Origin of the sequence: Actinomadura miaoliensis (assembly GCF_039536785.1) — a bacterium.
Taxonomy (GTDB): domain Bacteria; phylum Actinomycetota; class Actinomycetes; order Streptosporangiales; family Streptosporangiaceae; genus Spirillospora; species Spirillospora miaoliensis.
Map to the genome: position 1 here is coordinate 155,376 of NZ_BAAAZG010000002.1, position 14,314 is coordinate 169,689.

Sequence of the window (14,314 nt, forward strand, 5' to 3'; positions counted from 1 at the left end):
GAGGCGGCCCAACCTCAAGCCGGGGCCGGGCCGCCCGGACGCAACGTCAGCGCACGAACCATCCGCAGTTGGGGCAGTGGTCACCGCTGTAGACCGCGCCGCAGATCGAACAGTCCTTGGGGCCGAGCCCCGCCAGCAGGCACAGCGCGTGCTTGCGGGCTCGGCGGGAGTGCTTGAGCATGTTGGGTGCTCCGTTCATCGGCTTTCGAGGTCGTGCGGGGCGTCTGCGGGGGCGGCACGGTTCTTGGCGGAAGTGGGCCGCCCCCGCAGGCTGGTGTCTGCCGCTACCCGCAGCAGCGGGCGGCGTCGGAGGCTTCGTCGTAGGCCTTGCCGCACTTGGGGCACTCGTGCCACGAACTCACAGGGGCCTCCTACTTCCTGCCGGACTTGCCGGACTGCTGGGCGTCGTAGGCGTCGCGGACGCTCTTGGGTTCACCGTTGGGCCAGGTGGGCGACTTGCCCTTGGCGGCGTTGTCGGCCATGGTGGGGATTCCTTCCTGTTGGAGGGCCCCGGGACGTCGGTGCTTGGCGGTATGGGCGTCCCGGGGTTGCACCGGTGAGGCTGTCTCGCCGGTCCGTGAGGCGGCCGGGCCGGAGGGGACCGGCCGCCCGGACGGGCCAGCGGTCAGCCCAGGGCTTCGCGGAGCATGGCGGCGTGCGCGGCGAACACGGCGCCGCCAAATCGGTCGGCGAGGTCGCCGGCGAGCGTGGCGTAGTCGTCGGCGCGCACCCATGCGGCGTGGGCCGCGTCGTCGGCACCGACCACGGTGGGCAGCGGGTCGAGCTGGCCGAGGTCGGCGACCGCCAGGACCGTCACCATCCACGCCTCATCCGAAGCCCGCGGGTCGGGGACGTAGCGGGGCGGCCCCGCCGTCCAGTCGGCGCCGGGCAGGACCAGGCCGGTCTCTTCGGCCAGCTCCCGCACGGCGGCCTGTACGGGCGTCTCGCCGGGGTCGACCATGCCGCCGGGCACCGCCCAGCCGTGCCCGTCGTCGCGCTCGACCATGACGGCCCAGCGGTATCCGGCCGCGTCGGTCGCGCGGACCAGCGCGTCAGCGGCCAAGCCCTCGCCCCAGTGGCCGAGTTCGTTCCGGCCCCACCTGATGCCGGTCCGCTCGCAGGGGTTGATCGGGCGGCCGTTGACGACGCGGAACGGGATGGCGGCGCGGGCCTGCCGCTCCGTCCAATCGATCTCGGCGGGGTCGGTGATGGGGTCTGCCCACGGCTCGCCGGCCTCGGCCGCGCGGAGGACGTCGGGGTGGGTGTAGATCCGAGAGGCCATCAGTTCGCTCCCATGCAGGCGATCAAGGCGGTGATGAACAGCCATCCGATGTGCCAGGACTGGTCAAGGGCGTAGGCGCCGGTACCGGCGGGCGCGACGGCGCCGTCGCCCAGCCGGGCGAACTCGCCCTTGCCCACCCGTTCCGCCAGGCGCAGCAGCGTGGTGCGCCGGTCGGCCCAGTAGTGCGACACGGCGTCCACCGCCAGTGCGGCGGCCACCGCCCACGGGCTGACCGGCAGCGCCAGCACCGCGGCGGCCAGCGTCACCGCGGCGGCCTTGACACCGGCCAGTGCGGCCACGTGCCGAGCGCACAGCCACCGCCCCCGCCAACCGGCCGAACCCTTGCCCAGCGCTTCGGCGCTGCGCTGTGCCCAGTGGTCCCCCACCTCGTGCGCGGCGTACAGCGCCACGAACACCGCGGCGAACACGCTCGCGTCGGCACCGAACATCAGGCCACCTCGTTCAGGTCGAGTTCGGACAGGTCGGCCAGCGTGGCGAGTTCGGCGGCGGTGAAACCGGCCCACACCCCGTCCTCGGGACGGACCCGCATCGCCAACTCGAAGCACGCGCCGCGCAGCGGGCAGGACTGGCACACCTCGGCGGCCACCGCCTCACGGGCCGCGCGCTCGGCCGGCGACTCCTCACCGTCCGGGCCGGTGTGCAAGTCGGGGTCGAACCGGCACTGAGCACCGGAGATCGGCACACCGCGCAGGTCCACACCGGCCAGCGCGGGGAACGGGGACAGGGAACGGGACACGGGCACCTCGTTGAAATCGGACGTCTGCGAGTAGCGGGCGGTCATCAGCCCAGCGCGCCGGAGAACGTCGTGATCGCGTGGATCACCTGGTTGACCAGCGCGGCGGCCTTCTCCGGGTTGTTGATCGCGAAGATGACGACCGCCACACCGGCGATCCACTGCGGGAGCTTGCTGACCTTCTGCGGAAGCACTTCGGCTCCTCTCTGAGCAGTCACCTAGGGCGAACCACTCGGGGTGAGGTGCGCACCAATCTAGGATTGGTGCGCACCACTGTCAAGGTGTTGGGGAAGTTGGCGACCACTTGGCCGACGGTCGCCGTAGCCCTAGAAAACCTCGCTGTGACCTGCGAAAACAGTTGGCTGGGGTTAACCGGGGCCGGTTAACCCCTGTTGTCCTCGGGCTGACCTGCGGCATCCTCAACGCAGAGGAGGATCGGTAACCGGGAGTTGGAGCCCATGCCTCTTGGTCTGAAGCGGGCGCGCACTGCGCGCGGGTGGTCGCAGAGTCGTCTACGTGCTGAGATCGAGCGGTATGCGGTGAGTCATCCGCAAATCACGGTCGCCAGCTCGGCAAGCCTGAAGGTCTACATCTCGGAGTGGGAAAACGGCCGACGTGCGATCACTGAGCCGTACACGACCATCCTCCGGGCTCTCCTCGGCTGGACCAGCGAGGAACTACTTCAGGAGGCCGCGCCGCCAGAAGCGGACGGCTATGACGAGCTGCTTCGACACATCGACACGGCGCACGCCGTGAGCCGGTCCATGGTGGACACGTTCACAAGCCAGACCGAACTATTGCGCACTCAAGACCGGATGGTCGGGGCATTCAGCATCGTTGATCAGATGAACGCCCACCTGGCCAGGCTGCAAGAGGCACTTACCTTCGCCGTTCTTCCGGACGCGCGACGGCCACTCGCGAGAGAACTGGCGGGAGCCGCAACGCTCGCAGCGTGGCAGGCGCTCGATGTGGGGGCGGCCGATCGGGCGTGGCGGCACTACGAGATGGGCAAGCAGGCGGCCAAGGAAGCGGACGATGTCCTCTACCTTTCCCATGCGATGGGGGAGCAGGCATTTGTTCTGGCGGACGCCGGCCGCCCGGAACTTGCCGTGGAACTCGTGTGTGAGGCTCTGCGCGTCGGCGGTTCCCGGCTCTCGCCGAAGCTTCGCGCTTGGCTCTTGTCCGCCGAGGCCGAATTGCGCGCCACAGCCCGCGATGCGACGGGCGCACGCCGCGCCCTGGAGAAGGCTGCTCAAGCCATGCCAGATACGGCAGATGCTCGGGATGCTGATATCGCCAGCATCTTCCTGAACACTGAGCACTTCGACCGGTGGACAGGGCACACGCTGGTATTGCTAGGAGAGGAAGAGGCGATTTCCACCCAGTACTCCGTACTGGAGGCGATGGACCCGACCTTCGTCCGGGCGCGCGCCGGGCTGCATTGCGACCTCGCCGAAGCGCACTTGGTGCGTGGCGAATTCGCAGACGCGGCACGGCAGGTTCGGGAAGCGAAGCTTTTGGCCAATAGGACGGGATCTGTACGCTATCGGCGGCGGATCGCCCGGCTCGGCGAGGCTGTGAAGTGAGCCCCTAGTGGCCGAACGCCAGTACGTGTAGCAGGGCCACCAGTGTTCCAGAGCCCATTAGTTCGTCTTTCTTAAGCAGGCGCTGAATATCTGTCAAGGGAATCCAAGCGACTTCGCCGGACTCTTCAATATCGGTTGGGTCGCCCACGCGAGTGGCTCCGCGTCCAATGAAGATTTCGTGAGGCGAATCAACCATTCCCACCATGGGCTCATACGTGACGGCGTGTTCCAGGGATCGCGGACGCCATCCCGTCTCCTCTTCGACCTCGCGTAGCGCTGTCTGTTTAGGATCCTCGCCCTTGTCGACGATCCCTCCGGGCAGTTCCCAGCCCCACCGACGCGGCACGAAGCGGTAACGCCACAGCATCAGGACGCGGTTCTGATCGTCGATTACTGCGGCAATGGCGACCCGCTGTAGGTGCACTACGTGATGCTCGAATCGCTCCATGCCGGGCGGCTCGACGTCCACCAGGCCGAGACGCACCCACCGGTTGTCGTAGACGGTGCGTTCGCCGTGGATCTTCCATGGCTCAAGAGTGCGCCCCTGGGCGGCCCGCTCGTAGGCGTCCGTCACGTAGTAGCCGCTGCCGTGGGTGACCCGCAGCGTCCCATCGGCAACCAGCTTGGCGAGCACCTGGCGCACCGTTGTGCGGCCGGCGCCAAGCTCCTGGGCCATGGATCTCTCCGCGGGGAGCCGTGCGCCTGGCGGTAGTTCTCCGGAGGCGATCCACCCACGGATTGCCCGCTCGACCCCAGCAGCGACATCACCCATCAGCTGGCAGCCCTCCGTCTGCGACCTTGGTCCTATGTTAGGCGGCGAGGCGAGGAAGCGAATCGCCGCTCGGCGCGGCCCGGCGGGGCGCCTGCCGTACTGCAACCCGGTTGCATTCATGGTTGCGTTCCAGCGCGGTGCATCGGCGTCCATGGCCGTCCATCACCGCGGGGCGCTCGGACCGGACATGCCACGTTCGCCCCTTGGTGCGCACTGCTAATGCGGTTTGGGCTTACCGCCCATCCGGGGTTCAAATCCCCGATCCTCCGCCACTGTTCAGCGCCTCCGCCGAGGGTGAGCACCCCCGGCGGAGGCGTTTTCGGTGTCTGGTGTGGCCATCACGTCGCAGCGGCACCACGGCGGCCATCGCCTCAGCCGCAGCCGGACCGAGGCGTAGGTGTCCGCCGTGAACGATGACCGAGAGTGGCCGAGCGTCGCGCTGATCACCTTCGACCTTGCCGAGGGAGCTCAGCGTCGCCGCGTCGTGGCGCAGGTCGTGGAACCTTATCGGCGGGACGGTCTGCCGTCGATGGCTGCTTGGGCCGTCCGCAGGCTGACGCGATAGCGCCGTACTACTCGATCGAGCGGCCACTCTTCTTCGAGGTGACGCCGCCAGATCGCGTTGTAGCGCTCGATCAGGACGTCGAAGCGCTGTGAGATCCACTCGGGCCTCAACGCGGAACCGTCTTCGCGGGTGAAGAGTCTTCCGGACTCCACCCACGCTTCAGGACCGCCTGCGAGGTTCTCTTCCTTTTGGTGAGTACGCCATGAGCGAAGGACGGCGAGGGTGCGAGGGTGACGGTTCGCTCGCCTGCTTCGGACTTGGTGGTTGCCGCGTTCGGGTGACCGCAGGCGGGCCGTATCAGTGTTCGGGGCTCGCCTGTGTCGGTGGGACGGCCGTAGAGAGCGCGCGTAGATCGTCGAAGGCTTGGCAGAGATGCGCGTCCAGACCCGGCGCGGGGTCGTCGGCCCAGGCGTCGACCGCGTGCTGGAAGGCCGCCCAGCCGGTCCGGGCAGCCAGGTCGGCCAGCCCGTCACTGACACCGCGCTGTCGCAGGGCCTCGGCCACGGCGTCGGTGAGCATCGCGTGCTTGGCCAACTCACGTTCGCGGAGTGCCGGGGTGACCGCGATGACTTTCCACCGTGGTTCGGAGAACGATCCAATCGTCTACGTGACATCCTCATCTGCCGTTGAGCGGTGCCACCGCAACGACAAAATCGGCGTGGCCCTTCTTCGCCGTCACATCGGCTCGTATAGGAGTGGGTCCAACGGGGCCGACGGCGGAACAATCCGCACGGAGAGTGATCGCGCATCTGAGCCCTCCGGGTACGTTCGAGACCATCGGGCAGGCTCTCTGGTGCCCGATCCTCCGCCACCTGACAGGTGCTTCGGCCCAAGATCAGATCTTGGACGAAGCCCCTGTCGCGTTCCGGGATGTCCGGCTTGTGGGCCCTGGATGGCACGTGATGAGCCGAGCGAACTCGTCTAAGTGCGTGCTGGCGAGGTGCGAGTCGTCAGGGGTTGCGTAGCGCGGTGTAGGTGCCGTGGTCGACTCCGGTGGCGGAGGCGGGGCGCTCGACACCCTTCAGTGCATGGAGGGTCAGTCAGGCGAGTTCTCAGTCGTTGGCGGCGTGTCGGGCGTCGAACCTGGCCACGACGTCGGAGGGGGACCGAATGCGCGGCGACCGGCCCGCACGGTCATAGCGGCTATGGCAGCGTTGGCGCCACCACCGATCGCAGCGCCGATACCGAACGGTGCCACTCGACCGAGAACGATGATTCCCTGCTTGGTCCCATACTTCGTGATGAAGTTCTTCCCCAGGATCTTGTTGATCTGACGCAACGTCTCGACTGGCACTTTGGCGACGATCTGACGTCCCCAGTGTTGCCCCGTACGCTCGGCGACCTTGGAAATGGTGGCGGAGCCGGACCCCCCGAGCATGATTCCCATCACGATCGTTCGGCGGCGCTCGATCTCGTCGATGGGGACTCCGTGGACTTCGGCGAGCGAGAGCGCGAAGAGGACGCTCAGCTCAAGAGATGTGAAAGTCTCGCCTGCCGTCAGTGCCAGTGCGACTCCCGTGCCGACGCCGGGCGCGGCCGCAGTTCCTCCAACTGCAGCACCCGACCCGGCCAAGGCGCTGACGTACATCCGCTCCAGATTGCGGATCACCTGCGCTGGTGTGGCCTCCGGGTTCCGCTGGCGGGCCCGGGCGATGTTCTTGAGCACCAATGGGCTCTGGATTTCAATTGCCCTGTCCAGGAGGTCGAGGACTCGCTGCCCACGTACGGCTGCTGCCGGAACCGGTCCGTCGGGGGCATCTGTTGCCATGTTCCGGACTCCTTTAGGTCGTCACGTTCCAACCGAGTGTCCAACTCAAGCAGTCGAGCGGACCTTGCACTAGGTGGATCAGGCCGCCAAACGGAAGAAGAAAGGCCGAAGGTGGCCAGCCCGGCGAGGCATCGCCACGCTACGACAAGACCCCTGCCGACCACCTCGCCGGCCTCCCGCTTCGGACCTCGGTGATCTGAATCAAAAACCTCACTCGAACCACTCCTTGATCAAGATTCGGTACGTGCCCCGCGGGCACCCCGCGGGCGGGCGCTGCCGTTCCATCTGCAGAGGGTCGTCTACTCGCCCGGGAAGGAGACTGGAGCTGCTGTCGATCGTCGGCGGTCTGCGCGCAAACGAAAGCTGGTCACGGCGGGGACGGGCTCTGCGTCCCGTCCCCGCGCTCCGGCAGGAGGGATCAATCCATGGTCCGCCTCAGCCTCCACAGCCCATTGCCCCGGCCAGGCGGATTTGCGGGGCTCGCGTGGCGCAAAAGTAGCCGCAGCGCATCCAACGGCGGGAACTGCATCGAACTAGCGGACGCGGGCGGGGCGGTGGCCGACGCGGTGGCGGTGCGGGACAGCAAGGACCCGGACGGCCCCGTCCTCCTGCTGACCCGCGCGGCACTGCGCACCGCCGTGAACTCCGCCCTCGCGACCCGCTGACCGGCTCACGACCGTCCCCCGCTCACGTAACGCTGAGTCGCGGCGGGTCCGTTCACCCCATCCCGGACGGCCCGCCGCGCACCACCGTGCCCCCGGAGCCATGGCCCCGGCCCTTCCACGAGAAACGTCCGGCCGTCCCGGCCCACGCGTACACCGCCGGGCCGATGCCCGATCGTCCGTCCGCCGGTCTGCTCGCCTGCCGGGTCAGCGGCGGAGCCTGCGGTTGACCTCCGCGAGGGAGAAGTCCTTCGGGTCGAAGTCGTCGCCCGAGTCCAGGCCGAGCCATTCGAGCATGTCCTCGTGGTCCTCGGCGTCCGGGTCGGCCAGCGTGGCTTTCAGCTCCTCGTATCCCCAGACGCCGCCGCAGTCTTCCGGCGGGCACGCCCCTTTGCCGGCTGTGCAGCACGGATCGGCGACCTCGGTGCCGGGCGGCAGGACCTCCTCCAGGACGATGTCGTGCTCCCAGCCGTCGCCGAAGTCGTAGGTGTAGCCGATCCTGTCGCCCGCGAGGGTGAGCAGCTGCGACAGCGCCACCTTCCGCTCGTCGCGATGTCCGAGTTCGCGGTCGGGGAGCCCGTACTCGCCCGAGCCGTGGGAGAACACGTGCATGTGGTAGTTCTCCCAGCCCATCGCGGCCTGGATCACCTCATGGAGCCGGTCCAATCTGATGTCGGCGGGGACCTGGAGACGCCGCCACACCGGCGGCTTGGTCACCCCTCGCAGCTGGACCTTTATCTGGTAAGCGGCGCCAGAACCCCCTTCGCGGGGCGCCGGTACCGGCAACGGGATCGGAGCCGGGACCGGGCCGGAGCCCGGGTCGCCGCTCAGCATTCCGGCCAGCCGCGGTGCGTCCGGATGCCCGCACCCCTCCAGCAGCGGCAGGACCTCGGCGAGCTCGGCACCGGCGCCGGCCCGCAGGATGGCGGGCAGCAGGTTCGCGGGCACGTCGGCGGGCAGCGAGTCCAGCAGGACGGTCAGCGTGTCCACGGTGACCCATGCCTCGTCCGCCTCGGCCGGCTCGGTACCGTCCTGCTCGGCCAGCCAGACCCGGGCGTGGGCGCCGAACCCGTCCCGGGCCGCCCACTCGCGCCACGCCGGCGCCGCCTCAGGGCCGCGCCCGCGCGCCAGGGCAAGGGCGGTCAGGCGCTCCTGGCCCGACGCCGCCGCACCGGCGGCGAGCAACTCGCGGACGGCCGCCGCGGGAGGGCGGGCCGACAGCCACGATCGGCCCATCAGCTCGGTCACCATGTCGGGGAGCCCTGAGAGCGCGGCGACCAGCTCCGCGGCGTCGGCGTCCGCCGCCGGGGCGTTCACGCGGAAGAGCAGATCGGTGAACCAGTGGCCGAGCGGGGTCAGTTCGGCGCCCTCGTCCCGCGCTTGCGCGATGCCGAACTCGCCCAGCGCCCACACCGCGTCCTCGGCCCCAGCCTCGTCCGGGTCGAGGTCGGACAGCAGCCCCACGACCGCGCCGGGTGCCTCACCCCGCGCCGTGCAGTCTGGGCACTCGCAGAAGGGCGGGCCGCCCGCCAGTTCGTCGATGGCCGCGCTCAACTCCGCCGACGACGCCGCGCCGCCGCGCTCATAGAGAGTGGCGAGTACGACCAGGTATTCCAGGTCCTCCGGTTCCGCCTCACCCGCAAGCCCCAGCGACTGAGCCGCGCAAGAGGCCCAGACGGCCAGGACGTTCTCCGGTGTCCCCTCCAGCCACTGCCCGAGGCCGGGGCCGACCGCCACCCGGCCGCCGGTCACCTCGATGAACCCGGCCGCAGCCGCCGCCGACCACACCATCATCAGCTCGTGGACGTCCAGAGCACTGCGCAGCCTGCGGGACGGCACCTCTATGCCCAGCAGATCACACGCCTCGACGGCGGCGGCGGGCCGCAGTACCCCGCGCGCGGTGACCTCCCGCCCCGTACCGACCCATTCGGCCAGCGTCCGCGCGGTGGCGAGCGCCGGACAGGCACGTGCCTGTGCGACCAACCGTTCAGGTGAAAGACCCTCTACATCCGCGACGGCACGATTCGACATGCGCAGCAGCCTAGGAGGCAGGCGCCCCCGGGCGACGCCGGTTTCGCGCCGGGCACGCGGCTCGCCTGTGGTGCGGTCGCAGCGCGTCCAGCGTCGCAGCCGCCCAATGCGGCTTGGGCTTACCGCCCATGCGGGGGTTCGCATGCCCGATCCTCCGCTGTGACCAGCGCCCTCGCCGAAGGCGACCGCTTCGGCGCGGGCGTTCTGGCTCTCTGATGTGGTCACGGCTCTGAAGCGGCACCACGGCGGTCACCGCGCCGGACCGAGGTACGTGTCGACAATCGGGGCTGCCCCAGCTGGTCACCTTCATGGCCCCCTTGCCGAGCAGCGCCGAGCGCAACCGTCTGGTACGTCCAGGCTGCGGAGCTGCCCGCCGACTCGCTTCGACTCCTGCGGCAACGTGATGAGTGGACGGCGTGCTTCGGATCAGCGACAGCGCCACCCGCGCGGCATACGCGCCGGTCGTCCTCTTCTCGCTGTCCGTCTGTGATCTGCTGTTCGGGCACCGCCCGCCGCCCAGGGAACGCGAGGGCGACGGCTGGCGCTTCGGCCGCCTGCGCGACGACGAACGCAAGCTCCAACCCGACATGGTCGACTGGCAGCACCTGAGCGAGCACGCCAGGGACAAGGGCCGCGACGCCGTGCGGGCACTGCCGCAGATACTGGCTGATGCCGGTTACCAGATCGTTCGCCTGGCCCCTCGAAGAACGCTTTAGACCACAGGCCCCTGACCGTCAGCGGGTAAAGCCAGACCCAAGCCCCACGACGCCGCCACCGCACCTCTCCACCACAACGCGACTACCCACGCCAGCGCACTCCCCACCAGGGCACGCCCCCCATCGCAACAGGCTCCCCCACGACAGCGCACAGGACCGCGCACCTGCCCACCACGCCGCCCCACTATGACGCGGCCACCCGGCACGGCCACCACCACCACGACACAGCCGCCCACTACGCCCTCACCACCGTCGAGACGCCCCCACCACGGCACGGCCACACCCACGCCCCGCGCACGTTCCCTCAACCTTCAGCCTCAACACGCACCGGCCTCTTCACAGGTCAACCAAGCCGAGCACCTCACCATCACCCACCCCGCGCCCTCCCCAACACCACCCACGCCCCGCACACTCCCCTGGACCCAACCTCAACACCGCCGTCTTCTTCACAGGCCAAGCAAGCCGAACACCTCACCACCCCCGCCCTCCCGAAGGCTCCCCACCCACGCCCACACACTCGCGGCCCCCAGCCTCAGCACGCGCCGATCTCCACAGGCCAACACGGCCACCCAGCACAACACGCCCTCATCAAGACGCGCCGCCCACGACAGCGCGACCACCCAGCACGACGCGACCAGCTACCACGACGCGCCTGCCCACCACGGCACGGCCACCCACACAGCACGGCCACCCCCCACGACGCGCCTGCCCACCACCACGCGCCTGCCCACCATGACGCGGCTACCCGCGACAACACGGGCACCCACGGCGCTGCTGCCATGGCGCGGGTACCTGCCGCGATACGGCTGCCCGCGAAGGGGTGGTTGCGCAGGGTGGGGTGGCTCTGGGGGGCGGGTTTTTCGCAGGGATTTTTTCGCGGCGGGAATCATCCTTTTGGGGGACGGGGGCTCTTCCGGGCGGGGGAGAATTGGGCCGTGTGGTGGAGATCGATGATGTCGGGGAGGGGGCTTTTATCTAGTTGATCGAGGGCGCATGCGTTCGTGCGGGTGATCTTCTGAAAACACGGGACGGGCGTCCCGTGCGTTGTCGCACGGGACGCCCGTCAGGGTCGTCACACGTCGGCGGGGCTAGAAGCCGAAGCCGCCGAAGCCACCGCCGAAGCCACCGAAGCCCAGGCCGCCGAAGCCGAGGCCGCCGAAGCCCGTGCCACGGCCCTTGATGCCGACGCCGCGCTCGTGGATGTCGCCCAGGGGGCCGAAGTAGTGGCGCTTGAACACCACGACACCCACGCTGCGCTTGTGGTGCTTGTACCGCTTGCAGCGCTTGCGGCCGCAGGCCAGCGCGGTGGCGGTGGAGCCGGCCTGGCCCGTCGCGGTGGTGTGGCCGACGGTGGACGCCTGGGCGGCGGGAGTGAGCACGGCGGCACCGCTCAGCGCGAGGCCGGAGATGCCGAGGACAACTCCCGTGCGAATGTTCTTCCGCATGTCTCCCCCTATCTGGGTTTTCGACCGAGACGAGATATTGCGGAATTCGCTCCATCTCGCCGAGAAGAGGGATTCCCGCACCATCTCGGACAAATACCTCCAGATCAGCAAAAAGAAGCAAGATTACGTCAAAGCGATCACTCGCCTTAAATCGGATGTTTAGCGGCAAATCACTGCGGAGAGTATGCAAGTAGACACAGTCTGTAGTGAGTGCCGCCTGTGCCTTGCGATGCTCGCCCCCGGAGCAGCCACCGGGCGGGCAGCCGGGGGGCGTGGTCAGGCGCGTTGGCGGGCGGTTTCGTAGAGGGCGACGGTGGCGGCCGACGCGGCGTTGAGGGAGCTGGCCGAGCCGGTGATCGGGATGCGGACCGTCACGTCGCAGGACTCGCGCCAGCCGGTGCTCAGGCCGCTGGTCTCGTTGCCGACGACCAGCAGGGTCGGGCCGGTGAGGTCCTGGTCGGCGATCTCCACCGCGCCCTGCTCGTCGGTGCCGACGACGGTGACCGGCAGGCCGTCCGCGCGCAGGTCGTCCACCCAGCGCAGCACCTCGCGGTGAGAACGCGCCCGGACGGTGGGCACCGCGAACAGCGAGCCGGTGGACGCGCGGACCGCCTTGGGGTCGTAGGGGTCGGCGGCGTGCCCGGTGATGATCACACCGGTGCCGCCGAACGCGTCGGCCGAGCGGACGAGCGTGCCGATGTTGCCCGGGCTGGTCGGCCGGTCGAACACGAGCGCGAGGAAGGACGGCCCCGGCGGGATGCGGGTCAGGTCGTCCGGCGGCAGGGCGACCACGGCCAGCAGCTCGGGGACGTCCTCGGTCTTGCCGCCGAGCTCGGCGAGCAGGTCGGGGGCCATGGCGACGCGCTGCGCCTCGGGAACGCGGTCGAGGATGCCGGCCGCCCACGTCGAGAGCTTGCGCGCGTCGTCGTGGATCAGGGCGCGGATCGTCCACCCGTGCTCGACGGCGAGGGTGATGGGGCGGACGCCCTGCACGAGGAACTCGCCCGCCCGTTGCCGCTTGGTGCGGTTCGACAGCAGGGCCTGCCACTGCTGGAATCGTGCGTTGCGCCGTGTGACGCGCAGTTCCCTGTCCAACCCGGTCGGTCCTTCGGCGGAGATCCTCAAGTGGCCAAGTCTTTCATACCGTGTCACGAGGTGCCGTGTGATGTGCGCCAAGGGCGAACGGAGACCGGACGGCGGGGTTAGCAGAATCACAGGCCGAGACATTGCCGAGAACGGCCGGCGACGCTATGACAGGACGCGCACGAGGTGAATTCTCCCGGGCTCGCGGTGGGTGATTTCGCCGATAGTCCGGCGGCCCGGCGGAGCGTCGAGGCCCGGGCATTCAGCGACGTGCGATGGCGCGGATCCCCTGCTCGTCCGGGTGACGGCACCGAGAACCGTCGTGGCGACGTGCCGGACGTTCCCCGATTCCGGGCGCCGTCATGCCGGCTGTTCACCGGAAAGGCGTAATCGAATTCGGTGCCCGGTGGGCGGCGCGGGCCGAATGGCAGCGGCCCGTCCCAGCACCGGACTTGCGGCAATGCGGGGCACGTAAGATCAACCCGGCATCGAAAGGCGAGACGGGGGCATGGCCGAATACCGCATCGACGAGCTGGCGCGGGCCGCGGGGAGCACCGTGCGCAACATCCGGGCGTACCAGGACCGCGGGCTGCTGCGGCCGCCGCGGCTGCGGGGCCGGATCGGCATCTACGACGACGCGCATCTGGCCCGGCTGCGGCTGATCGGGCGGCTGCTCCGCCGCGGCTACACGCTGGCGATCATCAAGGAGCTCCTCACGGCCTGGGAGACCGGCCGGGACGTCGGCGACGTGCTGGGGGTCGAGCAGGTGTTCACCGAGCCGTGGTCGGACGGCGTCCCCGGCACGGTCACCCTCGAGGAGCTGGTCCGCACGTTCCTGCCGGGGCGCGGCGGCGAGGCGCCGGAGGTGGCGCGCGTCGTGCGGCGGTCCGTCGAGCTCGGCCTGATCGAGCCGGACGGCGACCGGTTCCGGGTGCCGAGCCCGCGGCTGCTGCACGCGGGCGCCGAGCTGGTCGCCGCGGGGATACCGCTGGACGCCGTGCTGGACGCCGCCGGGCGGATCCGCGACGACTGCGACGTCATCGCCGGGCGGTTCGTCGACCTGGTGCGGGAGCAGGTGGTCCGGCGGCACGCGGACGTCTGCGCAGGCGCCACGGGCGACGCGGCGGACCTGGCGCGGCGCGTCCGTCCGCTGGTGAAGATGGTGGTCGACCCGTTCGTCGCCCGCGCCGTGCAGACCCGCGTCCAGGCGCTCCTCGACGAACAGCGGCGGACCGGAGGCGACGCCCCCGAGCACTGACCCCCGGCCGGCGCTCAGACGAAGTAGAAGCCCCAGACGACGTCCAGGCGGCGGCTGGTGCCCTCGTCCACCGAGAAGGTCACGGTGCCCTCGCCCGGCGGGTTCAGGAAGGTGGTGCGCAGGGTGACCGTCAGGTCGACCGAGTCGCCCTTCTCGAGGCTGCCCTCGGCGGGGGAGACGCTGATCCGGTCGCTGGATGACACTGAGTTCCAGACCATGGGGCCGTTCTCGGCGGTCAGCCGGACCTGGGCGGTCTTGGTCCCGTACAGCTCGATCTTGGCGGGCACGACGGTCGGCACGCCGGGCGGGGACGGGGTCACCGGCGGCGTGACCGGCGGGGTCGGGGACGGCGACACGGGCGGCGACGGCGACGGCGTCGGCCGGCGGGCGCC

At 69.6% G+C, this 14,314-nt stretch carries 15 protein-coding genes and 1 pseudogene; 4 read left to right on the forward strand and 12 right to left on the reverse strand.

Annotated elements, in window-relative coordinates:
• Positions 1-46 precede the first annotated feature (46 nt).
• The 5 genes from ABD811_RS05195 to ABD811_RS05215 all read right to left on the reverse strand — a co-directional run bounded on the left by ABD811_RS05195 (position 47) and on the right by ABD811_RS05215 (position 2,230).
• Positions 47-181, reverse strand: coding sequence for a hypothetical protein (locus tag ABD811_RS05195; protein ID WP_344941550.1), 135 nt, complete (start codon positions 179-181; stop codon positions 47-49).
• Positions 182-625: 444 nt separating this feature from the next.
• Positions 626-1,282, reverse strand: a complete 657-nt coding sequence (locus tag ABD811_RS05200; protein ID WP_344941553.1) for an NUDIX domain-containing protein — start codon at positions 1,280-1,282, stop codon at positions 626-628.
• Positions 1,282-1,731: a transcriptional regulator gene (locus ABD811_RS05205; protein WP_344941556.1), complete on the reverse strand. Its 450-nt coding sequence runs from the start codon at positions 1,729-1,731 to the stop codon at positions 1,282-1,284. Before ABD811_RS05205 ends, ABD811_RS05200 begins: the two co-directional genes overlap by 1 nt.
• A complete protein-coding gene (locus ABD811_RS05210; RefSeq protein ID WP_344941559.1) occupies positions 1,731-2,084 on the reverse strand; it encodes a WhiB family transcriptional regulator in 354 nt (117 codons plus the stop codon). The genes ABD811_RS05205 and ABD811_RS05210 overlap by 1 nt, the downstream gene beginning before the upstream one ends.
• Positions 2,084-2,230, reverse strand: a complete 147-nt coding sequence (locus ABD811_RS05215) for a hypothetical protein (protein ID WP_344941561.1) — start codon at positions 2,228-2,230, stop codon at positions 2,084-2,086. The genes ABD811_RS05210 and ABD811_RS05215 overlap by 1 nt, the downstream gene beginning before the upstream one ends.
• A 264-nt stretch (positions 2,231-2,494) precedes the next feature.
• Between ABD811_RS05215 and ABD811_RS05220 the strand changes: the two genes are divergently transcribed.
• Positions 2,495-3,622 (forward strand): NsdA family TPR-like regulatory protein, encoded by a 1,128-nt coding sequence (locus ABD811_RS05220; RefSeq protein ID WP_344941564.1) that lies wholly within the window; start codon positions 2,495-2,497, stop codon positions 3,620-3,622.
• A 4-nt stretch (positions 3,623-3,626) separates the two neighbouring features.
• Here the strand turns inward: ABD811_RS05220 and ABD811_RS05225 are convergent, their stop codons facing one another.
• From ABD811_RS05225 to ABD811_RS05235, 3 genes are all read right to left on the reverse strand, one after another.
• Positions 3,627-4,547: an NUDIX domain-containing protein gene (locus tag ABD811_RS05225; RefSeq protein ID WP_344941567.1), complete on the reverse strand. Its 921-nt coding sequence runs from the start codon at positions 4,545-4,547 to the stop codon at positions 3,627-3,629.
• A 709-nt stretch (positions 4,548-5,256) separates the two neighbouring features.
• Positions 5,257-5,493 carry a hypothetical protein gene (locus tag ABD811_RS05230; protein ID WP_344941570.1) on the reverse strand — a complete coding sequence of 79 codons (237 nt, stop codon included), beginning with the start codon at positions 5,491-5,493 and terminating at the stop codon, positions 5,257-5,259.
• Between the two features lie 502 nt (positions 5,494-5,995).
• Entirely contained in the window at positions 5,996-6,727 is a 732-nt protein-coding gene (locus ABD811_RS05235; protein ID WP_344941573.1) for a hypothetical protein, read from the reverse strand.
• Positions 6,728-7,152: 425 nt separating this feature from the next.
• Here ABD811_RS05235 and ABD811_RS05240 point away from each other — a divergent pair, with 425 nt between their 5' ends.
• Positions 7,153-7,392, forward strand: coding sequence for a DUF397 domain-containing protein (locus tag ABD811_RS05240; RefSeq protein ID WP_344941576.1), 240 nt, complete (start codon positions 7,153-7,155; stop codon positions 7,390-7,392).
• A 204-nt stretch (positions 7,393-7,596) separates the two neighbouring features.
• On the opposite strand, the gene ABD811_RS05245 is transcribed toward ABD811_RS05240, so the two are convergent.
• Positions 7,597-9,372, reverse strand: a complete 1,776-nt coding sequence (locus tag ABD811_RS05245; RefSeq protein ID WP_344941579.1) for a plasmid pRiA4b ORF-3 family protein — start codon at positions 9,370-9,372, stop codon at positions 7,597-7,599.
• Positions 9,373-9,827: 455 nt separating this feature from the next.
• Between ABD811_RS05245 and ABD811_RS05250 the strand changes: the two genes are divergently transcribed.
• On the forward strand, positions 9,828-10,136 hold the full coding sequence (locus ABD811_RS05250; RefSeq protein WP_344941582.1) for a RyR domain-containing protein: 309 nt from the start codon (positions 9,828-9,830) through the stop codon (positions 10,134-10,136).
• A gap of 1,088 nt (positions 10,137-11,224) precedes the next feature.
• On the opposite strand, the gene ABD811_RS05255 is transcribed toward ABD811_RS05250, so the two are convergent.
• Both ABD811_RS05255 and ABD811_RS05260 read right to left on the reverse strand, forming a co-directional pair.
• Positions 11,225-11,581, reverse strand: a complete 357-nt coding sequence (locus tag ABD811_RS05255) for a hypothetical protein (RefSeq protein ID WP_344941585.1) — start codon at positions 11,579-11,581, stop codon at positions 11,225-11,227.
• A gap of 276 nt (positions 11,582-11,857) precedes the next feature.
• Positions 11,858-12,676 (reverse strand): TrmH family RNA methyltransferase, encoded by an 819-nt coding sequence (locus tag ABD811_RS05260; RefSeq protein WP_344941588.1) that lies wholly within the window; start codon positions 12,674-12,676, stop codon positions 11,858-11,860.
• 496 nt (positions 12,677-13,172) lie between these two features.
• Between ABD811_RS05260 and ABD811_RS05265 the strand changes: the two genes are divergently transcribed.
• Positions 13,173-13,922 (forward strand): MerR family transcriptional regulator, encoded by a 750-nt coding sequence (locus ABD811_RS05265; RefSeq protein WP_344941591.1) that lies wholly within the window; start codon positions 13,173-13,175, stop codon positions 13,920-13,922.
• A 14-nt stretch (positions 13,923-13,936) separates the two neighbouring features.
• On the opposite strand, the pseudogene ABD811_RS05270 reads toward ABD811_RS05265, so the two are convergent.
• Positions 13,937-14,314: pseudogene (locus tag ABD811_RS05270) on the reverse strand (RNA polymerase sigma factor); the annotation flags it as partial.